This window comes from Bradyrhizobium sp. (assembly GCF_036735945.1).
Classification (GTDB): domain Bacteria; phylum Pseudomonadota; class Alphaproteobacteria; order Rhizobiales; family Xanthobacteraceae; genus Bradyrhizobium.
The window spans coordinates 11813-34967 of sequence record NZ_DAINNI010000036.1 but is presented as its reverse complement, the minus strand read 5'-3'; the positions used below and the strand labels follow the sequence as shown (position 1 = coordinate 34967).

25 protein-coding genes and 1 other RNA gene are annotated in these 23155 nt (G+C 65.0%); 8 read left to right on the top strand and 18 right to left on the bottom strand.

What is annotated here, in order from left to right; translation table 11 throughout:
- Positions 1-80 precede the first annotated feature (80 nt).
- Together V7E26_RS14655 and V7E26_RS14650 are read right to left on the bottom strand one after the other, a co-directional pair.
- Positions 81-1352, bottom strand: a complete 1272-nt coding sequence (locus V7E26_RS14655) for an RNA polymerase sigma factor (protein WP_324417151.1) — start codon at positions 1350-1352, stop codon at positions 81-83.
- Positions 1349-1717 carry a YciI family protein gene (locus V7E26_RS14650; RefSeq protein WP_324417149.1) on the bottom strand — a complete coding sequence of 123 codons (369 nt, stop codon included), beginning with the start codon at positions 1715-1717 and terminating at the stop codon, positions 1349-1351. The genes V7E26_RS14655 and V7E26_RS14650 overlap by 4 nt, the downstream gene beginning before the upstream one ends.
- Before the next feature lie 224 nt (positions 1718-1941).
- Here V7E26_RS14650 and V7E26_RS14645 point away from each other — a divergent pair, with 224 nt between their 5' ends.
- Positions 1942-2907: a 2-hydroxyacid dehydrogenase gene (locus tag V7E26_RS14645; protein WP_324417147.1), complete on the top strand. Its 966-nt coding sequence runs from the start codon at positions 1942-1944 to the stop codon at positions 2905-2907.
- Between the two features lie 180 nt (positions 2908-3087).
- Here the strand turns inward: V7E26_RS14645 and V7E26_RS14640 are convergent, their stop codons facing one another.
- Positions 3088-3747 carry a TetR/AcrR family transcriptional regulator gene (locus V7E26_RS14640; protein ID WP_324417145.1) on the bottom strand — a complete coding sequence of 220 codons (660 nt, stop codon included), beginning with the start codon at positions 3745-3747 and terminating at the stop codon, positions 3088-3090.
- A 109-nt stretch (positions 3748-3856) separates the two neighbouring features.
- On the opposite strand from V7E26_RS14640, the gene V7E26_RS14635 reads away from it, so the two are divergent.
- The gene (locus V7E26_RS14635; RefSeq protein WP_324417143.1) at positions 3857-4501 is read left to right on the top strand and encodes a glutathione binding-like protein; all 645 of its coding nucleotides are present in this window, start codon (positions 3857-3859) and stop codon (positions 4499-4501) included.
- Between the two features lie 58 nt (positions 4502-4559).
- On the opposite strand, the gene V7E26_RS14630 is transcribed toward V7E26_RS14635, so the two are convergent.
- The 10 genes from V7E26_RS14630 to V7E26_RS14585 all read right to left on the bottom strand — a co-directional run bounded on the left by V7E26_RS14630 (position 4560) and on the right by V7E26_RS14585 (position 10977).
- The gene (locus V7E26_RS14630) at positions 4560-5126 is read right to left on the bottom strand and encodes a TetR/AcrR family transcriptional regulator (protein ID WP_324417141.1); all 567 of its coding nucleotides are present in this window, start codon (positions 5124-5126) and stop codon (positions 4560-4562) included.
- 4 nt (positions 5127-5130) lie between these two features.
- Positions 5131-5598, bottom strand: a complete 468-nt coding sequence (locus V7E26_RS14625) for a nuclear transport factor 2 family protein (protein WP_324417139.1) — start codon at positions 5596-5598, stop codon at positions 5131-5133.
- Between the two features lie 66 nt (positions 5599-5664).
- Positions 5665-6114, bottom strand: coding sequence for a tol-pal system-associated acyl-CoA thioesterase (gene ybgC / locus V7E26_RS14620; RefSeq protein WP_324417137.1), 450 nt, complete (start codon positions 6112-6114; stop codon positions 5665-5667).
- Positions 6115-6121: 7 nt separating this feature from the next.
- Positions 6122-6490 carry a type II toxin-antitoxin system VapC family toxin gene (locus V7E26_RS14615; protein WP_324417135.1) on the bottom strand — a complete coding sequence of 123 codons (369 nt, stop codon included), beginning with the start codon at positions 6488-6490 and terminating at the stop codon, positions 6122-6124.
- On the bottom strand, positions 6487-6678 hold the full coding sequence (locus tag V7E26_RS14610) for a type II toxin-antitoxin system VapB family antitoxin (protein ID WP_324417133.1): 192 nt from the start codon (positions 6676-6678) through the stop codon (positions 6487-6489). The genes V7E26_RS14615 and V7E26_RS14610 overlap by 4 nt, the downstream gene beginning before the upstream one ends.
- Positions 6679-6736: 58 nt before the next feature.
- On the bottom strand, positions 6737-7648 hold the full coding sequence (locus V7E26_RS14605) for a metallophosphoesterase (protein WP_324417131.1): 912 nt from the start codon (positions 7646-7648) through the stop codon (positions 6737-6739).
- 174 nt (positions 7649-7822) lie between these two features.
- Positions 7823-8872 (bottom strand): Holliday junction branch migration DNA helicase RuvB, encoded by a 1050-nt coding sequence (ruvB, locus tag V7E26_RS14600; RefSeq protein ID WP_324417128.1) that lies wholly within the window; start codon positions 8870-8872, stop codon positions 7823-7825.
- On the bottom strand, positions 8869-9486 hold the full coding sequence (gene ruvA / locus V7E26_RS14595; protein ID WP_324417126.1) for a Holliday junction branch migration protein RuvA: 618 nt from the start codon (positions 9484-9486) through the stop codon (positions 8869-8871). Before ruvA ends, ruvB begins: the two co-directional genes overlap by 4 nt.
- Complete coding sequence (ruvC, locus tag V7E26_RS14590; protein WP_324417124.1) at positions 9483-10010, bottom strand: crossover junction endodeoxyribonuclease RuvC; 528 nt, start codon at positions 10008-10010, stop codon at positions 9483-9485. Before ruvC ends, ruvA begins: the two co-directional genes overlap by 4 nt.
- Positions 10011-10230: 220 nt before the next feature.
- On the bottom strand, positions 10231-10977 hold the full coding sequence (locus V7E26_RS14585; RefSeq protein WP_324417122.1) for a YebC/PmpR family DNA-binding transcriptional regulator: 747 nt from the start codon (positions 10975-10977) through the stop codon (positions 10231-10233).
- A gap of 201 nt (positions 10978-11178) precedes the next feature.
- Here V7E26_RS14585 and V7E26_RS14580 point away from each other — a divergent pair, with 201 nt between their 5' ends.
- Together V7E26_RS14580 and V7E26_RS14575 are read left to right on the top strand one after the other, a co-directional pair.
- Positions 11179-12948: a methyl-accepting chemotaxis protein gene (locus V7E26_RS14580; RefSeq protein WP_324417120.1), complete on the top strand. Its 1770-nt coding sequence runs from the start codon at positions 11179-11181 to the stop codon at positions 12946-12948.
- A 108-nt stretch (positions 12949-13056) separates the two neighbouring features.
- Complete coding sequence (locus V7E26_RS14575; RefSeq protein ID WP_324417118.1) at positions 13057-14481, top strand: methyl-accepting chemotaxis protein; 1425 nt, start codon at positions 13057-13059, stop codon at positions 14479-14481.
- An 18-nt stretch (positions 14482-14499) separates the two neighbouring features.
- Here V7E26_RS14575 and V7E26_RS14570 read toward each other — a convergent pair whose 3' ends face one another.
- The 5 genes from V7E26_RS14570 to V7E26_RS14550 all read right to left on the bottom strand — a co-directional run bounded on the left by V7E26_RS14570 (position 14500) and on the right by V7E26_RS14550 (position 17100).
- A complete protein-coding gene (locus V7E26_RS14570; protein ID WP_324417116.1) occupies positions 14500-15321 on the bottom strand; it encodes a TIGR00282 family metallophosphoesterase in 822 nt (273 codons plus the stop codon).
- A 3-nt stretch (positions 15322-15324) separates the two neighbouring features.
- On the bottom strand, positions 15325-15900 hold the full coding sequence (locus V7E26_RS14565; protein WP_324417114.1) for a 5-formyltetrahydrofolate cyclo-ligase: 576 nt from the start codon (positions 15898-15900) through the stop codon (positions 15325-15327).
- A 188-nt stretch (positions 15901-16088) separates the two neighbouring features.
- Positions 16089-16249, bottom strand: a non-coding RNA gene (gene ssrS / locus V7E26_RS14560) — 6S RNA.
- Between the two features lie 150 nt (positions 16250-16399).
- Positions 16400-16783 (bottom strand): cell division protein ZapA, encoded by a 384-nt coding sequence (locus tag V7E26_RS14555; protein WP_324417112.1) that lies wholly within the window; start codon positions 16781-16783, stop codon positions 16400-16402.
- Entirely contained in the window at positions 16780-17100 is a 321-nt protein-coding gene (locus V7E26_RS14550) for a DUF4164 domain-containing protein (protein ID WP_324417110.1), read from the bottom strand. The genes V7E26_RS14555 and V7E26_RS14550 overlap by 4 nt, the downstream gene beginning before the upstream one ends.
- Positions 17101-17502: 402 nt before the next feature.
- On the opposite strand from V7E26_RS14550, the gene tkt reads away from it, so the two are divergent.
- The 4 genes from tkt (at position 17503) to fba (ending at position 23083) form a co-directional block, all read left to right on the top strand.
- Complete coding sequence (tkt, locus tag V7E26_RS14545; protein WP_324417108.1) at positions 17503-19488, top strand: transketolase; 1986 nt, start codon at positions 17503-17505, stop codon at positions 19486-19488.
- A 138-nt stretch (positions 19489-19626) separates the two neighbouring features.
- Entirely contained in the window at positions 19627-20634 is a 1008-nt protein-coding gene (gene gap / locus V7E26_RS14540) for a type I glyceraldehyde-3-phosphate dehydrogenase (RefSeq protein ID WP_324417106.1), read from the top strand.
- A 133-nt stretch (positions 20635-20767) separates the two neighbouring features.
- Positions 20768-21964, top strand: a complete 1197-nt coding sequence (locus V7E26_RS14535; RefSeq protein ID WP_324417104.1) for a phosphoglycerate kinase — start codon at positions 20768-20770, stop codon at positions 21962-21964.
- Between the two features lie 51 nt (positions 21965-22015).
- Complete coding sequence (gene fba, locus V7E26_RS14530; protein WP_324417102.1) at positions 22016-23083, top strand: class II fructose-bisphosphate aldolase; 1068 nt, start codon at positions 22016-22018, stop codon at positions 23081-23083.
- Positions 23084-23155: the final 72 nt, after the last annotated feature.

Sequence of the window (23155 nt, the reverse complement as noted above, 5' to 3'; positions counted from 1 at the left end):
AATGGAGGTCGGCGGCTCTCGTTCAAGACGAGCGAGGGAGGCGGGGGCCGACAAGGGCAGCGAAATTTTTCGGTGTGGCCCTACTTGCCCGCCTTCTTGCCGCGGGGCTGGCTGTCGCGCTGGAGGCGGTCGAGGTGCATGCGGATGTGGGCGGCTTCGGCGGAGGTATTGGCAAGCGCAATGGCGCGGTCGAAGGCGGTGCGGGCTTCCTCGTTGCGGTCGAGTTGCATCAGGAAGGCGCCGCGCACGCCGAAGAAATGAAAATAGTTCGACAGCCGCGCCGCCAGCGGCTCGATCATGTCGAGCGCGGCTTCCGCTCCCCTCACCTTTGAAACCGCGACCGCGCGGTTCAGCGTCACCACCGGCGACGGCTGCATGATCTCGAGTGCGCCATAGAGCAGGTCGATCTGGGTCCAGTCGGTATCCTCGGGCTTTTCCGCACGCGCGTGCAGCGCTGAAATCGCAGCCTGCACCTGATAGGGGCCGCTGCGGCGATGGCGCATCGCCTTGTCGATCAGCGCCAGCCCCTCGGCGATCAGCGGCTTGTTCCACTTCGAGCGGTCCTGGTCGTCGAGCAGGATCACCGCCCCATCAGCGTCGAACCGCGCATCGGCGCGCGCGTGCTGCAACAGCAATAGCGCGGTCAGCCCCATGATCTCCGGCTCGCTCTGGAACAGCCGCAGCAACAGCCGCGCCAGCCGAATGGCCTCCTCGCACAGGGGACTGCGGATCTCGGCGGTGTCGCCGCTCGCCGAATAGCCCTCGTTGAAGATCAGGTAGATCATGGCGGCGACGGAGGCCAAGCGCTCGGAGCGCTCCGCCGCGCCCGGCGTCTCGAACGGCACGTCGGCATCGGCGACGCGCGCCTTGGCGCGGGTGATGCGCTGCTCCATCGCCGCTTCCGAGACCAGGAAGGCGCGCGCGATCTGCTTCACCGTCAGCCCCGAGACGATGCGCAGGGCGAGTGCGATCTGCTGCGTCGCCGGCAGGTCCGGGTGGCAGCAGATGAACAATAGCCGCAGGATGTCGTCACGGTAGTGCGAGCCGTCCAGCCGCTCCGCGACTTGTTCCTCGGCGTCGTCGAGATCGGAGATCGCCTCGTCGTCGGGCAGCGCCTCCTGCTTCTTGGTCCGGCGGATATCGTCGATCGCGACGTTGCGCCCGACCATGATCAGCCACGCCGCGGCATCGCGCGGCGGGCCGTTCTGCGGCCAGTTCTTCAGTGCGCGCAGGCACGCGTTCTGGAACGCCTCCTCCGCGGTATCGAGATTGCGGAAATAGCGCAGCAATGCGCCGACCGCCTGGGGGCGAGCCGACGTCAGCGCGGCATCGATCCAGGCGGCGTCGGTCATGGCTTGGCGCTCCCCGGCGTGAAGTGGCCGACCGGGCGGATCTCGTAGGCGCCGCCGGGATTGGCCGCGCCGAGATCGCGGGCAACCTCAAGCGCCTCGTCGAGGTTCTTGCAATCGACGACATAGAAGCCGAGCAGTTGCTCCTTGGTCTCGGCGAAGGGTCCGTCCAGCACCAGCGGCGGGTTTTCCTTGCGCAGCGTGGTCGCCGCCGTCGTCGGCAACAGCCGGGCGACCGGGCCGAGCCGGCCCTGCTGGGAGAGCTTGTCCTGCACGACCGCGAGTTTCTTCATGACGGCGGCGTCCTGTTCCTTGGTCCAGGAGCCGACGAGATCCTCGTCGTGATAGCAAAGTATGGCGTACAGCATGGCTGTCAGGCGTCTCCGTTCGTAGTGATGACGAACGATTATGCCCGCTGCCGACAGGTGCGTCGAAGAAATTCTGAAATGTTCCGCCTCAGGGCCCGACGATCGTCGGCGGCGGCGGTTGAGCATGTGAAGGCTCCCCTCCCGGATCAAAGAAGGCTAGAGAAGCGGCTGGATCCATGATGTGAGGCGGGTCAAGCCGTCTTGGTGCTGCGGAAGGGTTGGCAATGACGAAGGGTGCGCTCGCGCTGCTGGTGCATGGTGGTACCGAAAACTGGTCGCCGCAGCGCTGGAAGAGCCGGTTCGACGAGGTCTGCGAGGGCCGACCCGTGCTGCAGCTTTCCGACGCCAAATCCGATCCGGCGGCGGTGCACTACGCCGCGGTATGGAAGCCGCGTCCGGGCGAGCTTGCCGCCTTCCCCAATCTGCGTGTGATCTTCAATCTCGGCGCCGGCGTCGATGCGCTGATGGCCGACCGCACCCTGCCCGACGTGCCGCTGGTGCGCGTCGCCGTCGGCGACCTCACCGCGCGGATGACCGAATATGTCGTGCTGCATGTGCTGATGCACCACCGCCAGGAGCTCTACTTGCGGGAATCGCAGCGCGAAAAACGCTGGGCGCCGAAGTCGCAATGGGCGGCGAACGCGATCTCTGTCGGGGTGATGGGGCTCGGCACGCTGGGCGCCGATGCGGCCGATGTGCTGCGGCGGCTCGGCTTTCGCGTCGCGGGCTGGAGCCGCGGCCCGCGCACGATCGCTGATATCGAATGCTTTCATGGCGAGGCGCAGCTTGACGCATTTCTGCGGCGCACCGACATCCTGGTCTGCCTGCTGCCGCTGACGGCGGAGACGCGGCACATTCTCAACCGGCCGCTGTTCGAGAAGCTGAACCGCGCCAGCCCGCTCGGCGCGCCGATCCTGATCAACGCCGGGCGCGGCGGCCTGCAGAACGAACCTGATATCCTGCAATGTCTCGACGACGGCACGCTCGGCGGCGCCTCGCTCGACGTCTACGGCACCGAGCCATTGCCGGCCGACAGCCGGTTCTGGACCCATCCGAAGGTGGTGCTGACCCCGCACAACGCGGCCGATACCGATCCGGACGAGATCTCGAAATACGTCGCCGAGCAGATCGAGCGCTTCGAGGCCGGCGGCGCGCTGGAGAATGTGGTGGATCGCGGACGGGGGTATTAGGGTTGATCGCCAATACGAGGAAACTGGAAACCGACAGCGATCAGAGAAAAGATCGTCGTCCCTGCGAACGCAGGGACCCATAACCACAAATCCATGTTTTGTTAGAAGGCGTCTGCCTGATCGCCCTACCGATAGATCACGCGGTTTGGGTCCCTGCGTTCGCAGGGACGACGGAGAAAACTATTTCGCCGTGCCGAGCATCACGTTGATCGCGCCGTTGACGATCGCTTCCAGCTCCTTCCGCGGCACCTGGGCGCGGGCGCGGATGGCGATGGTGTGGATGGTGGAGGAAGCGATCTGCGCCAGCACGGCCGGATCGGCGCCATCAGGCAGTTCGCCCTTCTCTTTCGCGTGCCGGAAGCAGGCGGCGAACGCCTTGTCCAGACCGACAAGGCCCTCCAGCACCATGGCGCGGATATCAGGGTCATGCACCGCCTCGGAGGCGGCGGTCATCACCGTGAAGCAGCCGCGCGGGCCGGCTTCGCCTGACAGATAGATGTCGAGCGCCACCGCATAGATGCGCGCCAGCCGCTTTCGGATCGGCAGTTCGTTCGTGAAGATATCGCCCATCGCGGCCCGCGCATCGTCGCGATAGCGGCGGTAGCTCTTGATGAAGAGTTCGCGCTTGTCGCCGAACGCACCATAGAGGCTCGGCCGGTTCATGCCGGTCGCGGCGGAGAGATCATCGAGCGATGTCGCCGCGAATCCATCCTTGCGAAACAGGTCGAGCGCCTTGGCCAGCGCCACATCAGGCTCGTAGGAGCGCGGACGGCCGCGCCGCCTCGGTGGAGCCGGGTCGTCGATCCTGGTAACAGGCGGCCTCTTACTTTTTTGTACCATTTCGCAATATATTCCTTGACCCGATTTATATTATGCGGAACAGTATAAAAATCAATCCTGCCCGCCCCGGAGCGTCGGCCCGATTGATCAACCTGCCAAGGAGGAAACCATGGATCTCTATTTCTCGCCGCTCGCCTGCTCGCTGGCGACCAGGATCGCGTTGTACGAAGCCGGCGCCGAGGCCAATTATCTCGAGGTCGATCCGAAGACCAAGGTCGTGCGGAAGGACGGTTCGGATTTCCGCACCGTCAATCCGCTTGGCCTGGTGCCGACACTGCGCACCGACGACGGCACCGTGCTGACGGAGAACGCCGCGATCCTGCAATATGTCGCCGACCGCTTTCCGAACGCCGGCATCTCGGCCAAGTCTGCCGAGGAACGCAGCCGCCTGCATCAATGGCTCTGCTTCATCGGCACCGAACTGCACAAGGCGCTGTTCGTGCCGCTGCTCGACAAGACCGCGCCGCAGGACGCCAAGACCTATGCGCTGAGCAAGAACATCTCGCGGCTCGACTATCTCGAGAACTACCTGAAGGGCCGCGAGTTCCTGCTCGACCATTTCAGCGTGGCCGATGCCTACCTCGTCACCATCATCAACTGGACGATGGCGACGCCGCCGGTCGAGCTGGCGAAATGGCCGACGGTGAAGGCGTATCATGATCGGCTGCGCGCCCGCCCGAGCATCGCGAAAGCGGTGGCGGAAGAGTTCGAGCTCTACAAGGCCGAGCAGGCGCGGCACAAGACAGCGGCATAGGGCGTAGTCTCTCAACACGCCGCCTCCGCGAATGCGGGGGCGGCCTGGTAGACAAGCGTTATCCCGCCGGCGCCAGCAGGCGCCTGGTCAGATCGCTCAACGCCCGTCGAAAAATCCCGGCATCGTTGCGCGCCCGCGCCAGCACCAGCGCGCCCTGGATGGTGAGCAGCGCATCTTCCGCGCGGCGCTGGGCCTGGCTCCTGCTCAGGCCGGATCGCCGCAACAGCAGCACAAGCGCAGCTTGCCAGCGCGCAAAATAGCTTTCGACGGCTTCCGAGAAATGATCGCGCGCAGCGCCGAGCGCGACCAGACCGATCAGGCAGATGCGATTTCCCGAATGGAAATACTCGTCAACGCCGGCGATCATGGCGGCGATTGCGCGCGCCGGATCGTCGGCATCGCGCAAGGGAGCGTAGATGTTGAGTTCGAACCAGCCGTCGATCTCGGCCAGCACCTCGCTCGCCATCTGCTCCTTGCCGCCGGGAAAGAGGTGATAGAGGCTGCCCTTGCCGAGTCCGGTCGCCTCGGTGATCAGCGTCAGCGAAGCGCCCTCGTAGCCATGCGCGCGAAACACTTCGCCGAGCGTGCGCAATATCTCCTTCCGCTCGACGCCCCGCTTCAGCATCTCGTTACTTCGGATCCTCGCCGAGACCCGGGACGTCGGCCGGGCGCGGCCCCGGCGCCGGCCAGTGGAAGCGGCGCTCGCTCTCCTTGATCGCGACGTCGTTGATGCTGGCCTCGCGCCGGCGCATCAGGCCGTGCTCGTCGAACTCCCACTGCTCGTTGCCGTAGGAGCGGTGCCACTGCCCGACATCGTCGTGCCATTCATACTGAAAGCGCACCGCAATGCGGTTCTGGTCGAACGCCCAGAGGTCCTTGATCAGGCGGTAGTCATGCTCCTTCGCCCATTTGCGGGTGAGGAATTCGACGATCGCCTCGCGCCCCTGGAAAAATTCCGAGCGGTTGCGCCAGCGGCTGTCCTCGGTATAGGCGAGCGACACCTTGACCGGATCGCGGGAATTCCAGGCGTCCTCGGCCATCCGCGTCCTCTGCGCGGCGGTTTCGCGGGTGAACGGCGGCAGCGGCGGACGCGACATGGCATGTCTCCGGTTATGACCGGGGACAATTGTACCGGCCGGTACAGCCAGTCAAGTGGGAAAATTCTATTCCGCCAGGTCCGCCTTCATCAGAAGCCGCAGCGATTTCGGGATTGGCTGCGCCCTGCCGTCGCAGATGAAGGCGACGCGCACCTCGGCCTTGACCAGCACCTCCTCGGCGCGCCGCACCTCCTGCGCCAGCGTGATCGAGGCGCCCTTCACCGCGACCGGCCATGTCACGACATCGAGCACGTCATCCATCCGCGCCGGCCGCAGGAAGTCGAGCTGCATCGAGCGCACCACGAAGGCGAAGCCCGGCGTCTCCACCTCGGCCTGTTCGAAGAGAGCGTGCTGCGAGGCGCCCATCAGCCGCAGATGATTGGTGCGCCCGCGCTCCATGAAGCGCAGATAGTTGGCGTGATAGACGATGCCGGAGAAGTCGGTGTCCTCGTAGTAGACACGGACCTGCATGTGATGGCGGCCGTCACGGATCTCGCCGTCGAGGGGAAGGGTCATGTCATTCTCAGATATCAGCAGAGAGAGACAAGGATCGGGCCGTGACCAGCAGCCGCTTGTCGCGCGTCCAGATAAGCATCTCCGCTGTCAGCGCTGCAGCCGCCAACAGATGGGCATCGACATATCCAATCCCCAATCCCGACAATTTCCGATCCGCGATGAAGCTCAGGACTTGATCGGTACTCGCTGCCGCCGCTTGCGGAAGAGCGCTCAGGTCGTCGATCATTTCGGTGATCCTGGGCATGTTTCCGAGCGCCAACTCGCCGAGCACGAAGGGATGCATCGCGACATCACCACGATCAAGCAGTTGAACCAACTGGGTATCGGAATGGCGGAAATGGTCGATCCAAACCGATGTGTCGACCAATACGATCATTCGGGCCGACGACGTGGCGGTGCCTCAGCCCCCGGTTGGGTTCCTCCCATGCGCGCAAGCCGGCGCCCGGCCTCACGCTCGACAAACGCCTTCAGTGCTTCTCGAACGACAGCCGACTCCTCGGTAAGACCGGCATATTCCTGGGCTTTGGCAAAAAGCTCGTCGTCGATCGCGATCGTGGTTCTCATCCGGCCATCTCCTGCATCAAAGGATAGCACCCTTCGATGCAGATTTCCATGCAGGCACTCATGCCACCGCCGGCCTTGCCGCGCCCACGGTCACCAGCACGATTTCCGGCGGAACACCCAGGCGGAACGGCATGATGCTGCAGCCGAGGCCGCCGGAGACGACGACGTCGCAGTTCATCTTGATGTGGCCATAGGCGAGCTGCTGTCCGGACGGCGAGATCGGCGACCAGCCCAGCATGCGCACCTGGCCGCCGTGGGTGTGCCCGGAGAGCTGCAGCGCGACGCGCGAGGGCATGCGCCGGGCGACGTCGGGCTCATGCGCCATCAGAACCACCGGCGCGTCGTCGGTGATCTTCGAAAGCGTCGCGGAGAGATCGTCGACGCCGACCCGCTTGAGCGGCCGGAAGCGGCGCGCCGGGACGTAGGCGAGCTGATCGCCGAGACCGGCGAGCCAGAACGCGCGACCGTTCTTGTGGAGTTTCTTCGCGTCGTTTTCGTAGACGGGAATGCCGACCTTCTCCAGCGCGCGGCCGGCGGACGGCAGCCCATGTCCTTCGCGCTGCACGGTCTTGTCTTCCCACCAGTCGTGATTGCCGAGCACCGCATGCACGCCGAGCGGCGCCTTCAACCCGGCCAGCACCGCCGCCCATTCGGCCTCGGGAATGATGCGCGTCACCTTGCGATGGCCGATCACGTAGTCGCCGAGCAGGACGACGATGTCGGGCCTGAGCGCATTGGTGCGCTCGACGATCTGCCGGATGCGATCGAGCGACATCCAGGGATCGCAGGCGTGCAGATCGGCGATGGCGGCGATCCTGAGATCGAGATCTGCGGGCCATTGCGGCGGCGAGATGTTGTACCTGGTGACGCGAAGCCGGACGACCGGCTCGCTGAATCCGTAAGCGGTGGTCGAGACGCCGACCGCGCCCAGTCCACCCATGCTCTGCAGAAAATGACGGCGTGTTAACATGGAACTCATTCGTGATGCATTTCGAACATGGGGACGGATTGAGCCCGAATTGCGGTGCGTTTGTGCAGATCGTCAGCAGACCTCCGGGAGCTTCTCACAAGCGCGAGACTGCGACGCTTCCAGCGCGCTGGCCATCTCTCTTGGTGCATCGTCGGAAGGATCGGGTTCAAAACGTCAGTCGTCGCTGTCGCCGTTGCCGAACAGGCCGAATTGCGCGGGATCGCTGCTGGGTTCGGCGAGGCCGAGGTGGCGGAAGGCGTGCGAGGTCAGCAGCCGGCCGCGCGGGGTGCGCTGCAAATAGCCGCACTGGATCAAATAGGGCTCGATGATATCCTCGATCGCGTCGCGCGGCTCCGACAGCGCCGCCGCCATGGTCTCGACCCCGACCGGGCCGCCGCCATAGTTCAGCGCGATGGTCGTGAGGTAGCGACGATCCATGGCATCGAGGCCGGCGGCATCGACCTCCAGCGCGCTCAGCGCGTGGTCGGCGATGGCGCGGTCGACCGAACTGGCATCAGCCGCGGAGGCAAAGTCGCGGACGCGACGCAGCAGGCGGCCGGCGATGCGCGGCGTGCCGCGGGCGCGGCGCGCGATCTCGTTGGCGCCATCCTGCGTCATGCCGATATTGAGCACGCGGGCGCCGCGGGAGACGATCTTCTCGAGTTCCTCCTCGGTGTAGAAATTCAGGCGGATCGGAATGCCGAAGCGGTCGCGCAGCGGATTGGTCAAGAGGCCTGCGCGCGTGGTGGCGCCGACGAGGGTGAATTTTGCGAGATCGATCTTGACCGAGCGTGCCGCAGGTCCTTCGCCGATGATCAGGTCGAGCTGAAAATCCTCCATCGCGGGATAGAGCACTTCCTCGACCGCCGGGCTGAGGCGATGGATCTCGTCGATGAAGAGCACGTCGCGCTCTTCGAGATTGGTCAAGAGCGCCGCGAGATCGCCGGCCTTTGCGATCACAGGACCCGAGGTGGCGCGAAAGCCGACGCCGAGCTCGCGCGCAACGATCTGCGCCAGCGTGGTCTTGCCGAGGCCCGGAGGACCGACGAACAGCACGTGATCCAGCGCCTCGCCGCGCTTGCGCGCCGCCTCGATGAAGATCGAGAGATTCTTGCGCGCCTGCGCCTGGCCGACGAATTCGGACAGCAGTTGCGGACGCAGCGCGGTGTCGCCGACGTCGTCGCTGCGGCGTTCGGGGGTGACGATGCGGGAGGGAGGATTCACTTCGCCAGTTCCTTCAGGCCCAACCGGATCAATTGCGCCGTCTCGGCATTCTCGCCGGCGCTGCGCGACGCCGCGGCAATCGCGGCCGCCGCCTGCGGCTGGCCATAGCCGAGATTGACCAGCGCGGAAATCGCGTCGGTCACCGGGCGCGGCGCGCGCTGATCGTCGACGGCGCCGGCGAGATGCACCACGGCCGGATCGACGTTGGCGAACGCGGGCGCCTTGTCCTTCAATTCAGAGACGATGCGCTCGGCGACTTTCGGTCCGACACCGGGCGTGCGCGACACTGCGGCCTTGTCGCGCAGCGCGATGGCGTTGGCGAGTTCGGCCGGCGGCAAGGTACCGAGCACCGCGAGAGCGACTTTCGCGCCGACGCCCTGCACGGTCTGCAGCAGGCGAAACCATTCGCGCTCGGTATCGGTGCGGAAGCCGAACAGCTTGATCTGGTCCTCGCGGACATAGGTCTCGATCGACAGCACCGCGGCCTCGCCGGGCGACGGCAGCGCCTGCAGCGTGCGCGAGGAGCAATGCACCTGATAACCGACGCCGCCGACGTCGAGGATGACAAAGTCCTCGCCGTAGGTATCGATCAGGCCCTTGAGTTTACCGATCATAGGCTGGCCACCCTCATCCGCAGCGCGGCGCCCTGGCGGTGGTGGGCATGGGTGATGGCGATGGCGAGCGCGTCCGCGGCGTCGGCGGATCTCGGCTCGGCCTTCGGCAACAGAAGCTTCAGCATCACCGCGACCTGGTGCTTGTCCGCATGTCCCGCGCCGACCACGGTCTTCTTCACCCGGTTGGGCGCATATTCCGCAACCGATATACCGAACATCGCGGGCGCCAGCATGGCGACGCCGCGGGCCTGGCCGAGTTTCAGGGTAGCGACGCCGTCCTTGTTCACGAAGGTCTGCTCCACCGCGGCCTCGGCCGGGCGGAAATCGCCGAGCACGGCGGCCAATCCCTCATGGATCGCGAGCAGGCGGCTGGCCAGCGGCAGATCGTCCGGCGGCTCGACCGAGCCGCAGCCGATGAAGACGAGCCGGTTGCCCTCGCTCTCGATCACGCCCCAGCCGGTGCGGCGCAGGCCGGGGTCGATGCCGAGGATGCGGACGGGGTGGCGAATCGGTGGGGCTGTCATGGCGTAGTGATAACGCCAGAGCCGGATGAACGAAACATAAAGAGAACGGAAATCCCCGCCAAAGCGGCTGGCCGCGCCGCCGAACCATCGTCGTCCCTGCGAACGCTGCGTTCGCAGGGACCCATAGCCACCGTTGCCGATGGTGAAGGAAGTCGTCTCCCCTTGTGCCCTTTCCGCGGGCCGCGGCGTATGGGTCCCGGCTCAAGGCCGGGACGACGGATTACCCGCCCATCCTGGCGACGAGGGCGTCGGAGATTTCGAAATTGGCATAGACGTTCTGGACGTCGTCGTGCTCGTTGAGCACGTCCATCAGCTTCAACAGCTTCTCGCCGGTCTCGTCGTCGACCGCGATCGTGTTCTGCGGCTTCCAGGTCAGCGCGGCCTTGCGGGCTTCGCCGAACTTGCCTTCCAGCGCCTTTGCGACCTCGCGAAAGGTTTCCTGCGAAGCATAGACCTCGTGGCCGCTTTCGCTTGAAACCACGTCGTCGGCGCCGGCCTCGATCGCGGCTTCCAGCATGGCGTCGTCGGAAGCGACCCTGGCGTCATATTCGATGATGCCGGTGCGGTCGAACATGAAGGCGACCGAGCCGGTTTCGCCGAGGTTACCGCCGGACTTCGTGAAGTAGGAACGGATGTCGGACGCGGCGCGGTTGCGGTTATCGGTCAGCGCCTCGACGATCACGGCAACGCCGCCGGGGCCGTAACCCTCGTAACGGATTTCGTCGTAGCTCTCGCCATCACCGCCGGTCGCCTTCTTGATGGCGCGCTCGATATTGTCCTTCGGCATGTTTTCCTGGCGCGCCGCGATCACCGCCGCGCGCAGCCGCGGGTTCATGGCCGGGTCCGGCGTTCCCAATTTGGCGGCCACCGTGATTTCGCGCGCCAGCTTGCCGAACAGCTTGGACTTCTGGGCATCCTGCTTGCCCTTGCGGTGCATGATGTTCTTGAATTGGGAATGGCCGGCCATGCAGGGATCTCTTGGATTCGTCCAGGGAATGCGGGGGTTGAAGCGCGGCCTTATAGGCCCTGAACCGGCCGAAATCAAAGATTTGCGACCCCGCAGGGTATGAGGGTACTGCCGTGCGGCGAAATATCAGGCAGTTGTTAACCATGATTTCATGCTCGGATGAGAGGATTTTCCGCAGATCTTCAACTTTTACGAGATGTCATGGCCTTCGGATTGTTCAAGAAGCAGCCGTCAGGACCGGTCGCACCTGCCGTCGAGCCCAAGGCCCAGGCGACCGCCACCCCGGCGGAGGTCGCTTCCGGTGACGGCGATTCGGCCAAGGCGATCCTCGAACTTCTGGAACTCGAGCTCGGCGCGATGATCCGCCAGCTCGAGCGCGCGGCCAATTCGGTCGCCGGCGGCGCCGAGGCGACGGCTGCGACACTCTCGACCATCCGCGAGCGCACCGATGCCCTGACGAGCCGTTCCAGCGCCGCCCAGAGCACGGCGACGACGTTCTCGCACGCCGCCGACAAATTCACGCAGTCGGCAGAGGGCATCGGCACGCAGGTGCGCGACGCCGGCAAGCTTGCCGACCAGGCCAGCGAGGCCGCGCGCGAAGCCGGCGCCAATGTCGACCGCCTGCGCGAGTCCTCCGCGGCGATCGGCAATGTCGTCAATCTGATCGCGCAGATCGCGCGGCAGACCACCCTGCTCGCGCTCAATTCCACCATCGAGGCCGCGCGCGCCGGCGAGGCCGGCCGCGGCTTCGCCGTGGTCGCGACCGAAGTGAAGGCGCTCGCGGTGCAGACGCAGAACGCCACCGAGGAGATCACCAAGAAGATCGAGGCGCTGCAGCGCGACGCCGCCGGATCGGTCGACGCCGTTCACCGCATCACGCAGGCGATCGAAGCGATCCGCCCGGTGTTCGCTCACGTCAACAACGCGGTCGCCGAGCAGAACGCGACGACAGGCGAAATAGCCGACAATGCGGCTTCCGCTTCCAGCTTCATCGCCGCCGTCGGCGACAGCGCCGGCGAGATCGACAGCGCGACCAAGCAAGCCGAGTCCCATGGCGAAAGCGTCGCCAGGGCCGGACGCAATGTCACCGCGTTTGCGCAGAAGCTGAAGGCGCGCTGCGCCGTGCTGCTGCGACTGGATGAAAAGCAGGGCGAACGCACCGAGCGCCGCAAGGACGAAAGGTTGCCTTGCAACCTCAAGATCGAGATTACGGTCCCGCGCGGAGCGATATCAGCGCCGGTCTATGAAATTTCGAGGGGAGGCATTCTGGTCGGCGAGACCGAGGCGGAAGCGCTGGCGCAGGGCCAGAGTTTTGACGCGACGCTGCAGGATGTCGGCGCCTGCCGCATTCGTATCGTCCAGCGGTCGAAAGCCGGCGCGCACGCGCAGTTCGAACGGCCGGACACCGCGTTGACTGAAAAGATCGAAGACAAGATGTGGTCGATCCAGGACGACAACACCGAGGCGGTGACCCGTGCGATGGAAGCCGCGGCCGCGTTGAAGAAGATTTTTGAAAACGGCATCGACTCCGGCGCGATCTCGATGGAGGACATGTTCGACACCAACTATGTCGAGATACAAGGCAGCAATCCGGTGCAATACCGCACCAAAATTCTCGACTGGGCCGATCGCGCGCTGCCGCCGTTCCAGGAAGCCTTCCTCGCCAAGGACAAGCGGATGGCGTTCTGCGCCATGATCGACATCAACGGCTACCTGCCGGTTCACAACAAGATCTATTCGCACCCGCAGCGGCCGGGCGACGTCACCTGGAACACCGCCAACAGCCGCAACCGCCGCATCTTCAACGATGCGGCCGGGCTCGCCGCCGGGCGCAACCAGCGCGCCTATCTGCTCCAGAGCTATGCGCGCGACATGGGCAACGGTAACACGGTGATGATGCGCGAGATCGACGTGCCGATCCGTGTCAAAGGCCGCCACTGGGGCGGGTTCCGCACCGCCTACAAGCTCTAGTGCGCTCTCAGGCAAGACTCCAAGGCGCGAATCGCGTTCTAGACTTGGAATGGAATGCGATCGCAGCAACGGGCCGCCTCGCCGGCTCTGACTGGAGAAAGCTCTGACATGTCCGTTGTGCAGCGTGCCGTCCTGGACACTCTATCCAACCAGACCCTGGCCGAACGACTGATCGACCAGCTTGCCGACCGTATCGGCGGACTCGGCGTGGAGCTTGCCGATATCGCCGGCAGCGTGCAGGAGGTCGCAAGCCGCGTCGCGAACCAGTCGGAGCGGTTCCACCATCTGCAGAACACCGCGGAGACGATGGTCTCGGCCAATCGCGGCATCGCCAACGCATCGCAGGCGGTGCAATCGACGACATCAGCGGCCGTCGTGGAGATCGTCCAATCGCGCAGCGCGGTGGATACGGCCGTCAACCACATCGCCGAACTCGTCGAAGCGGTCGGCCGCATCGAGGCCCGGCTCAGCGCCGTCGGCACGGCGCTGTCGCAGGTCGCAAAGGTTTCCGGCTCGATCGAGGCGATTGCCAAGCAAACCAACCTGCTGGCGCTCAACGCCACGATCGAGGCGGCGCGCGCCGGAAGCGCCGGCCGCGGCTTTGCCGTGGTGGCGAGTGAAGTGAAGAGCCTGGCGGAAGGGACACGCCAGGCCACGCAGCAGATTTCCGATACCATCCGCGATCTCGACGGCCAGATCGGCAGCCTGATCGGCGAGAGCAGCGACGCCTCGCTCCGCGCCAAGAGTGCCGGCGAAGGCGCACGGCAGATCAGCGGCATCATCGCACGGGTGCACCAGGGCATCGCGTCGGTAGGTCAGGAAATCGATGGCGTCGCGCGGGCTGCGACGTCCAATCTCGGCCATTGCGACACCGTCATCACCGAGCTCAGCGAACTCGCCAGGGGCGTCGAGCTCTCCTCGCGCGATCTCAAGCACGCGGACGAGCGGGTGGCAAAGCTGCTCGAGACCTCCGAAGGCCTGATCGCGTTGATTGCCGACAGCGGCGTCGAGACCTCGGACGCGCCGCTGATCCGCGTCGTCGTCGACACCGCAAAGCGCATCTCGTCCGAGTTCGAGGCCGCGATCGACCGCGGCGAGATCACGCTCGACCGGCTCATGGACGAGAAGTATCGGGAAATCCCCGGCACCGATCCCAAGCAGTATCTGACCCATTACGTCGACTTCACCGACCGCGTGCTGCCCGGGATTCAGGATCCGATCCAGAAATCCGATCCGCGCATCGTGTTCTGCGTCGCCTGGGCCAGGAGCGGCTATCTGCCGACCCACAATCCGAACTACCGCCTGCCGCAGGGACCTGATCCGGTCTGGAACAACGCCAACTGCCGCAACCGCCGCCTATTCAACGATCGCGCGGTAAAGAAGGTAGCGGCGAACACAAAGCCGTTTCTGTTGCAGACCTACCGCCGCGACATGGGCGGCGGCAACTTCGTGCTGATGAAAGACCTGTCGTCACCGATCTTCATCCGCGGCCGCCATTGGGGCGCCTTCCGGATGGGTTTTCGGCAGAACTAAACTCCAGCGGAAACCTCATCACGCCCAGAACGAGGGCACGGCCGGCTCGAGCCTGCCGCCGGCCCGCACCGGCGCAACGCGCAGCGCGAGGCCGCTTGAATCATCGGTTTCGACCGCGACACCGCTCAGCGTCGCAACGCCGCCCGCAGGTTCGAAGCGGCTGGAGGGAATGCCGCCCGTGAAGCGCCGCAGCGGCTCTTCCTTCTGCATGCCGATCACGGAATCATAATCTCCGGTCATGCCGGCATCGGTCATGTAGGCGGTGCCGCCGGAAAGAATCTGGTGGTCGGCGGTCGGCACGTGGGTGTGGGTGCCGACGACGAGGCTGGCGCGGCCATCGCAGAAATAGCCGATCGCCTGCTTCTCGCTGGTCGCCTCGCCGTGGAAATCGACCACGATCGCGTCTGCCGCCTCGCGCAGCGGGCAGGCATCGAGCTCCCGGTTGAGCACCGCGAAGGGATCGTCGAACGGCGTCATGAAGACGCGGCCGATGGCGTTGATGACGAGCGCGCGCTTGCCGTTCCTGGTCTCGACCAGCGCCGCGCCGCGGCCCGGCGTGCCCTTCGGATAGTTGGCAGGGCGGATCAGTTTTGGCGCACGCTCGATGAACACCAGCGCCTCGCGCTGATCCCAGGCGTGATTGCCGAGCGTGATCGCATCGGCGCCGGCGTCGAGCAGTTCCTGATAGATCGCCTCGGTGATGCCGAAACCGCCGGCGGAATTCTCGCCATTGACGACGACAAGATCGAGCGCCCAGTCCTTGATCATGCCGGGCAGATGTTCCGAGATCGCGGTGCGGCCGGCCCGGCCGACGACGTCACCGACAAAGAGAATTCGCAAAGTTCAACTCCGGAAATCGAACACTTTCTTTTCCGTTAGCACATAATCCAGTGCGACGTCGTGCGGCAGGGCTGGAACGGCTTTTATTTCCTGCACCGAGAATGCGGTGCCGACAGCGATGATCGCCTTCGCCTTGCGCAGATGCGCGAGTGTGAAGTCGTAATGACCGGCGCCGTAGCCGATGCGATGGCCGGCGCGGTCGAACGCCGCCAATGGCACCAGCATGATGTCAGGAATGAGTTCTTCCGCCGCGGGCGACGGCTCGGGTATGCCGAGCGGTCCCAGCATCAGGCGATCCTCGGGCGACCATGCGCGAAAGGCGAGTGACTTGCCGCGCGACAGCACCGCGGGAAGCGCGAGCCGTGCGCCCTGCCCGGCGAGCTTTTTCATCAGGGGTGCGGGATCGATCTCGCTGCGGATCGGCGAATAGCCCGACACGACGAGGCCCCGCTCGATCTTGAACGGCAAGCCGCGTTTCGCCATCGCTTCCGAGGCGGCAGCGCGCTGCTCGTCGCTCATGGCATCGCGTTTGGCCAGCGCGGCGGCGCGGAGGTCGGCTTTCGACAGGGTTGTGGTCATGCGATGAACGATCCGGATTCCGAGCCAATCGTAGCCCGGATGGAGCGCAGCGAAATCCGGGATCATCTCGCAACCAAGAAGCGCCTGTCCCGGATTGCGCTGCGCTCCATCCGGGCTACGCTGGGCACGCCGTATCAGACAGCGATGCTCCGAAAGCTTGGGGAAACAGACTTGCCGACAAGCCAAAGTGCGAGGCCGCGAACGCCGTTGAAGCACTCGATCCCGGAGTTCCCTACGAAAGTAGGTGGGCACCATATGTCCGGGTCCACGGACCCGGCCAGGGACAGTTCCCTAAAGGATCGATAAGGCCCCGGGGATATATGGCTCCTGACGCACGACGCAGCTTCGCAACGACAATGTAAGCGCTGCAGACCGAATCCGCCAGCGGTTACCGAGCGATCATCCGAAGCTCTAACTCACCCTAAGATTGCGTTCTATTTCACCTTCTCCTGAAGGGTCCTCCAGGGGGTGAAGCAACCCAGCACCCAATGCTGTCTCCTCACCCGATCGCGATGCCGGTGCCGATGGTGCGGTTGATGATCTGCGTGGTCTTCTCGATGCGGTCGGCGGCGGCGTTCAGCGCGTTGGCGACGGCGATCTGCGTTGCCTTGGCGCGATCGGCGGCGGCGACGCGGACGTTGCGCAGGGTTTCCAGTTCGCTCTCCAGCGCGCGGACGCGGGCGTTGGCGTCGAGCAGTTCGTCGCACACGGTGAGCGCGGCCATCACGGTGAGGCGCGCATCGCCGATCTCGCCGAACTTGCCGCGCAGCTCGCCGACCCGCGATTCCAGGCTCTCGGCGAGCTTCAGGAGCCGCACTTCCTGTCCTTCCTCGCAGGCCATGCGGTACTGCCGGCCGTTGATGGTGACGTTGATGTGGCTCATTCGTCCTCTCCGGCATCGAGCACCGCGCGGATGGTGCCGATCGCGACATCAAGTCTTTCGGCGATCTCGCGGTTGGTGCGCTCCAGCCGCCGCGTCTTCACCAGCGAGCCGTCGAGCTCGTCGGCGAGCCGCGAGCGATCGGCGCCGAGCGCCTGGATCCGGCTCGCCAGTTCGTTCTCGTCGCGGTCGGCATCGCGCCGTCGTTCGGCTGCCGCCTCGAGCGCATCGAGCGCCAGCATCAGGCGCCGCGTGGCGGCGTCGATGTCGACCTGGACCTGCTCGGCCGTGCCGGTCCCATTGGTGTAACGATCGCTCATGAGAGGCTGCGCGCACCTTCGCGATAGGCCCGCCGCGTGACAGCAAAATCTGCGGTTCGGCAAGCGGTTAGAGGACGAAATTTACGTGGCAAGCGAGCCGAGCGCAACGGCCGCGCGAAGCTATGCACTGCTAGATCGGGGTGGACCCACACCCCGATCCAGCAGTCAAGTGCGCATGCCCTTATCGGAAAACCGGTCCCCACTTTTCGCTGGCGCGGCCCTTCGGGTCCGAGGTCATGCGGTAAGCAACCTTTCGCCCCAAAAGCCCGTTTCCACGCCTTGGACTCGACGGGATTGAGGTGCTATCCAGCCCCGGCCTTCCCTTGATCCACGCCCGTATCGCGGCCCTTCGCCCGATACGTTACCCGCAACCAAGCACCTCATTTCAGGCGGATTTTCATCATGACGCAGGTCGATCATACCCGTATGGCCAATGCGATTCGCGGGCTTGCCATGGATGCCGTCGAAAAGGCGAAATCCGGCCATCCCGGCCTGCCGATGGGTGCCGCCGACATCGCGACCGTGCTGTTCACGCAGTTCCTCAAATACGATGCCGCAGCTCCGAACTGGGCGGACCGCGACCGCTTCGTGCTCTCCGCCGGCCACGGCTCGATGCTGCTCTACGCATTGTTGTACCTCACCGGCAACAAGGAGATGACGCTCGATCAGATCAGGAATTTCCGTCAGCTCGGCTCCAAGACGCCGGGCCATCCGGAGAACTTCGAAACCAGCGGCGTCGAGACCACGACCGGCCCGCTCGGCCAGGGCATCGCGACCGCGGTCGGCATGGCGCTGGCTGAAAAGATGCTGGCCGCCGAGTTCGGCAAGAAGGTGGTGGGACATCACACCTACGTGCTCGCTTCCGACGGCGACCTGATGGAGGGCGTCTCGCAGGAAGCGATCGCGATGGCCGGGCACTGGAAGCTCTCCAAGATGATCGTGCTGTACGACGACAACGGCATCTCGATCGACGGCCCGACCTCGATCGCCGATTCGGTCGACCAGGTGAAACGCTTCAAGTCCGCCGGGTGGGCGGCGGAATTGATCGACGGCCATGATCCGAAAGCGATCGCAGCGGCGATCAGCCGCGCGCAGAAATCCAGCAAGCCGACGCTGATCGCCTGCAAGACCACGATCGGCTACGGCGCGCCGACGCGTGCCGGCACGGCAAAGGCACATGGCGAGGCGCTCGGCGCCGACGAACTCAAGGGCGCCAAGGAAAAGCTCGGCATCTCGCTCGAGCCGTTCTCGGTGCCCGACGACGTGCTGAAGGCGTGGCGCGAAGCCGGCAGCCGCGGCGCTGCCGCGCGCGCGGAATGGGAAGGCGTGTTCGCCGAGCTCGGCCCGCGCAAGCGCGCCGAGTTCGAGCGGCGGATGCGGCACGAGCGGCCGGCTGCACTCGCGAAAGCGCTCCGCGCGCACAAGAAGGCGCTGCTGGAAACGCCGCAGAATCTCGCCACGCGGAAGTCCTCGGAATCCGCGATCGACGCGATCGCGGCCGCGATGCCGATGGAATTCCTCGCCGGCTCCGCCGACCTCACCGGCTCCAACAACAACAAGGCGAAATCGGCGACCGCGTTCTCGGCCAAGACGCCGAAGGGCCGCTTCATCCATTACGGCATCCGCGAGCACGGCATGGCGGCTGCGATGAACGGCATCTTCCTGCATGGCGGCTTCGCCCCGAACGGCGCGACCTTCCTGGTGTTCACCGACTACGCCCGCCCGGCGATGCGGCTCGCCGCGCTGATGGGCGCCGGCGTCGTCTATGTGATGACCCACGATTCGATCGGGCTCGGCGAGGACGGCCCCACACACCAGCCGGTCGAGCATCTCTCAGCGCTCCGCGCCATGCCCAACATGCGCGTGTTCCGGCCCTGCGACGCCGTCGAAGTGACGGAATGCTGGGAACTGGCGCTCAACCGTATCGACGGCCCGACAGTGTTGGCGCTGACCCGCCAGAACCTGCCGCAGCTCCGCACCACCGCGCCGAACGATAATCCTTGTGCGCATGGCGCCTATGAACTGGTCGCAGCCCAGGGTGACGCAAAAGTGTCGCTGTTCGCCTCGGGCTCCGAGGTCGAGATCGCGGTAGCCGCCCAGAAGCAGCTCGCAGAGCGCGGGATCGCGGCACGGGTGGTATCGGTCCCGTCGGTCGAACTTCTGCTGGCGCAGCCCGCGGACCGAAAGACAGCCATTATCGGTAATGCCCCGGTCAAGATCGCCATCGAGGCCGGCGTGCGCTGGGGCTGGGATGCCGTGATCGGCCAGGATGGTGAATTCGTGGGCATGCACGGATTCGGCGCCAGCGCGCCCGCCAAGGACCTTTTCAAGCACTTCGGAATTACCGCCGAGGCCGCCGTTAACGCTGCCCTGAAGCGTTTGGCCTGACGGTTGAGATTGCGGGGAAAAAGGTCTACCTAGGCTCCCATCTTGACCGTTTCCGCCCGGCAGAACCGGGCGTTCCGCCGTCAGCCCCTCGTGGAACGATTCCGCGGGGATGGCACCAGCTATTAAGGGAGAAGCAGCATGGCAATCCGCGTTGGGATTAACGGATTTGGTCGCATCGGCCGCAATATCTTGCGAGCCATCGCCGAATCCGGCCGCAAGGATATCGAGGTGGTCGGCATCAACGATCTCGGCCCGGTCGAGACCAACGCCCATCTGCTGCGCTTCGACTCCGTGCATGGCCGCTTCCCCGGCACCGTGACCGTCGACGGCGACATGCTCAGCCTCGGCAATGGCAAGATCAAGGTTTGCGCCGAGCGCGATCCTTCCAAGCTGCCGTGGAAGGCGCTCGGCGTCGACATCGCGCTGGAGTGCACCGGCATCTTCACCGCCAAGGACAAGGCCTCCGCGCATCTGACCGCCGGCGCCAAGCGCGTGCTGGTTTCGGCGCCCGCCGACAATGCCGACGCCACCATCGTCTACGGCGTCAACCACGACACCCTGACCAAGGATCACCTGGTCGTCTCCAACGGCTCCTGCACCACTAACTGCCTGGCGCCGGTCGCCAAGGTGCTGAACGACACGGTCGGCATCGAGACCGGCTTCATGACCACGATCCACGCCTATACCGGCGACCAGCCGACGCTCGACACCCTGCACAAGGATCTCTATCGCGGCCGCGCGGCGGCGATGTCGATGATCCCGACCTCGACCGGCGCGGCGAAGGCGATTGGCCTCGTGCTGCCGGAGTTGAAGGGCAAGCTCGACGGCGTCGCGATCCGCGTGCCGACGCCGAACGTCTCGGTGGTCGACCTCAAGATCGTCGCCAAGCGCGCAACCGACGCCAAGGAGATCAACGCGGCGATGAAGCGCGCCTCCGAGCAGCAGCTCAAGGGCATCCTCGGCTATACCTCGGCGCCGAACGTCTCGATCGACTTCAACCACGATCCGCACTCCTCGACGTTCCACGAGGACCAGACCAAGGTGCAGAACGGCACGCTGGTGCGCGTGATGTCCTGGTACGACAATGAATGGGGTTTCTCCAACCGCATGGCCGACACCGCCGTCGCGATGGGCAAGCTGCTGTAAATTCTAATCTCGTGTCTCGGACGCGCCGCGGCACGAAGTGACGCGGTGCAGAGCCGGGACCCATTTCAGCGCAGGTCCTGGTTCAGCACAGCGGCACTTCGCGCCGCAGTGCGCCCGGGACAAGAGAGTGACAATGTCCAAAACCTTCCGCACCCTCGATGACGTCGACGTGAAGGGCAAGCGCGTGCTGCTGCGCGTCGACCTCAATGTGCCCATGGAAAACGGCCGCGTCACCGACGCGACAAGGCTCGAGCGCGTCGCGCCGACCATCACCGAGATTTCCGGCAAGGGCGGCAAGGTTGTCCTGCTCGCCCATTTCGGCCGCCCGAAAGGACGCGACGCCAAGGACTCGCTCAAGCCGGTCACTGAGGCGCTGTCGAAGGTGATCAAGAAGCCGGTCGCGTTCGCCGACGACTGCGTCGGCGAGGCCGCTGCCAAGGCCGTCGCCGCGATGAAGGACGGCGACATCCTCTGCCTGGAGAACACCCGCTTCCACAAGGAAGAAGAAAAGAACGATCCGACGTTCGTCGCCGAGCTGGCAAAGCTCGGCGACATCTGGGTCAACGACGCCTTCTCGGCCGCGCACCGCGCGCATGCTTCCACCGAAGGCCTCGGCCACAAGCTGCCCGCCTATGCCGGCCGCACCATGCAGGCCGAGCTCGACGCGCTTTCCAGGGCACTGGAAGCGCCGACCAAGCCCGTGATCGCGATCATCGGCGGCGCCAAGGTGTCGACCAAGATCGACCTGCTCGAAAACCTCGTCAGCAAGGTCGATGCGCTGGTAATCGGCGGCGGCATGGCCAATACGTTCCTGCACGCGCAGGGCGTCAATGTCGGCAAGTCGCTGGCGGAGAAGGATCTCGCCGCCACTGCGCTGCGCATCATGGAAAAGGCCGAGGCTGCGAACTGCGCCATCATCCTGCCGGTCGATGCGGTCGTCGCCTATCATTTCGCGGCCAACTCGCCCTCGCACGCCTACGGGCTCGATGCGATCCCGGCCGAGGGCATGATCCTCGACGTCGGCCCGCAATCGACCGCGCGGATCCACGCCGCGATCGACGATGCGGCGACTTTGGTTTGGAACGGCCCGCTCGGCGCATTCGAGATGACGCCGTTCGATCGCGGCACGATGATTGCGGCGAAGCATGCGGCTGAGCGCACCAAGGCGAAGAAGCTGATCTCGGTCGCCGGCGGCGGCGACACCGTCGCGGCGCTGAACCAGGCCGGTGTCGCCGACGAGTTTTCCTATGTTTCGACGGCCGGCGGCGCCTTCCTCGAATGGATGGAAGGGAAGCCGCTGCCCGGCGTGGAAGTTCTCAAGTCACGATAGACCAAGATTTTAATGGGGCGCCAGAGGCGCGGCAAATACAGGAGAATTTGAATGGCTCGCATTACCTTGCGTCAACTGCTCGATCATGCGGCAGAGCACGATTACGGGGTGCCGGCGTTCAACATCAACAACATGGAGCAGGCGCTCTCCATCATGGAGGCCGCCTCCGCGGTCGACGCGCCCGTCATCATCCAGGCCTCGCGCGGCGCGCGTTCCTACGCCAATGACGTCATGCTCAAGCACATGATGGACGCCGTCACCGAAATCTATCCGCAGATCCCGGTCTGCGTTCACCTCGATCACGGCAACGAGCCCGCCACCTGCATGACCGCAATCCAGGCCGGCTTCACCTCGGTCATGATGGACGGCTCGCTGAAGGCCGACGGCAAGACCCCCGGCGACTGGGACTACAATGTCGGCGTCACCAAGACGGTCACCGACATGGCGCATCTCGGCGGCATCTCGGTGGAAGGCGAACTCGGCGTGCTCGGCTCGCTCGAGACCGGCATGGGCGACAAGGAAGACGGCCATGGCGCCGAAGGCAAGCTGTCGCACGACCAGTTGCTCACCAACCCCGATGAAGCCGTGAAATTCGTCAAGGAGACAAAAGTCGACGCGCTCGCGATCGCGATGGGCACCTCGCACGGCGCCTACAAGTTCACCCGCAAGCCCGACGGCAACATCCTCGCCATGAACGTGATCGAGGAGATCCATCGCAAGCTGCCGAACACGCACCTGGTGATGCACGGCTCGTCCTCGGTGCCGCAGGAGCTGCAGGAGATCATCAACGCCAATGGCGGCAAGATGAAGCCGACCTGGGGCGTGCCGGTGTCCGAAATCCAGCGCGGCATCAAGAACGGCGTGCGCAAGATCAACATCGACACCGACAACCGCATGGCGATGACGGGCCAGATCCGGAAAGTGCTGAAGGACAATCCGGAAGAATTCGATCCTCGCAAATATTTGAAGCCTGCGATGGAAGCGATGACCAGGCTGTGCAAGCAGCGGCTGCAGGAATTCAACACCGCCGGCCAGGCCAGCAAGCTCAAGAAGGTGCTGACCACGGCCGAAATGGCCAAGCGGTATGCCAAGGGTGAGCTCGACCCGCGTACGGCCTGAGCCGCCCGCGCGCCTCGCAAACACCCGAGGTGCGACGAACGATTTCTAGGCATTTGCCCGAGAACCGCCTAT

Bases quoted from the DNA above. Each gene is read 5' to 3' on its own strand.
- V7E26_RS14550 (WP_324417110.1), bottom strand. From the start codon at position 17,100: ATGAGCGATCGTTACACCAATGGGACCGGCACGGCCGAGCAGGTCCAG.
- V7E26_RS14645 (WP_324417147.1), top strand. From the start codon at position 1,942: ATGACGAAGGGTGCGCTCGCGCTGCTGGTGCATGGTGGTACCGAAAAC.
- tkt (WP_324417108.1), top strand. From the start codon at position 17,503: ATGACGCAGGTCGATCATACCCGTATGGCCAATGCGATTCGCGGGCTT.
- V7E26_RS14615 (WP_324417135.1), bottom strand. From the start codon at position 6,490: ATGATCGTATTGGTCGACACATCGGTTTGGATCGACCATTTCCGCCAT.
- V7E26_RS14625 (WP_324417139.1), bottom strand. From the start codon at position 5,598: ATGTCGCGTCCGCCGCTGCCGCCGTTCACCCGCGAAACCGCCGCGCAG.
- ybgC (WP_324417137.1), bottom strand. From the start codon at position 6,114: ATGACCCTTCCCCTCGACGGCGAGATCCGTGACGGCCGCCATCACATG.
- ruvC (WP_324417124.1), bottom strand. From the start codon at position 10,010: ATGACAGCCCCACCGATTCGCCACCCCGTCCGCATCCTCGGCATCGAC.
- V7E26_RS14655 (WP_324417151.1), bottom strand. From the start codon at position 1,352: ATGACCGACGCCGCCTGGATCGATGCCGCGCTGACGTCGGCTCGCCCC.
- V7E26_RS14610 (WP_324417133.1), bottom strand. From the start codon at position 6,678: ATGAGAACCACGATCGCGATCGACGACGAGCTTTTTGCCAAAGCCCAG.
- V7E26_RS14650 (WP_324417149.1), bottom strand. From the start codon at position 1,717: ATGCTGTACGCCATACTTTGCTATCACGACGAGGATCTCGTCGGCTCC.
- V7E26_RS14640 (WP_324417145.1), bottom strand. From the start codon at position 3,747: ATGGTACAAAAAAGTAAGAGGCCGCCTGTTACCAGGATCGACGACCCG.
- ruvA (WP_324417126.1), bottom strand. From the start codon at position 9,486: ATGATCGGTAAACTCAAGGGCCTGATCGATACCTACGGCGAGGACTTT.
- V7E26_RS14585 (WP_324417122.1), bottom strand. From the start codon at position 10,977: ATGGCCGGCCATTCCCAATTCAAGAACATCATGCACCGCAAGGGCAAG.
- V7E26_RS14575 (WP_324417118.1), top strand. From the start codon at position 13,057: ATGTCCGTTGTGCAGCGTGCCGTCCTGGACACTCTATCCAACCAGACC.
- V7E26_RS14555 (WP_324417112.1), bottom strand. From the start codon at position 16,783: ATGAGCCACATCAACGTCACCATCAACGGCCGGCAGTACCGCATGGCC.
- V7E26_RS14605 (WP_324417131.1), bottom strand. From the start codon at position 7,648: ATGTTAACACGCCGTCATTTTCTGCAGAGCATGGGTGGACTGGGCGCG.
- gap (WP_324417106.1), top strand. From the start codon at position 19,627: ATGGCAATCCGCGTTGGGATTAACGGATTTGGTCGCATCGGCCGCAAT.
- V7E26_RS14635 (WP_324417143.1), top strand. From the start codon at position 3,857: ATGGATCTCTATTTCTCGCCGCTCGCCTGCTCGCTGGCGACCAGGATC.
- V7E26_RS14580 (WP_324417120.1), top strand. From the start codon at position 11,179: ATGGCCTTCGGATTGTTCAAGAAGCAGCCGTCAGGACCGGTCGCACCT.
- fba (WP_324417102.1), top strand. From the start codon at position 22,016: ATGGCTCGCATTACCTTGCGTCAACTGCTCGATCATGCGGCAGAGCAC.
- V7E26_RS14535 (WP_324417104.1), top strand. From the start codon at position 20,768: ATGTCCAAAACCTTCCGCACCCTCGATGACGTCGACGTGAAGGGCAAG.
- V7E26_RS14565 (WP_324417114.1), bottom strand. From the start codon at position 15,900: ATGACCACAACCCTGTCGAAAGCCGACCTCCGCGCCGCCGCGCTGGCC.
- V7E26_RS14630 (WP_324417141.1), bottom strand. From the start codon at position 5,126: ATGCTGAAGCGGGGCGTCGAGCGGAAGGAGATATTGCGCACGCTCGGC.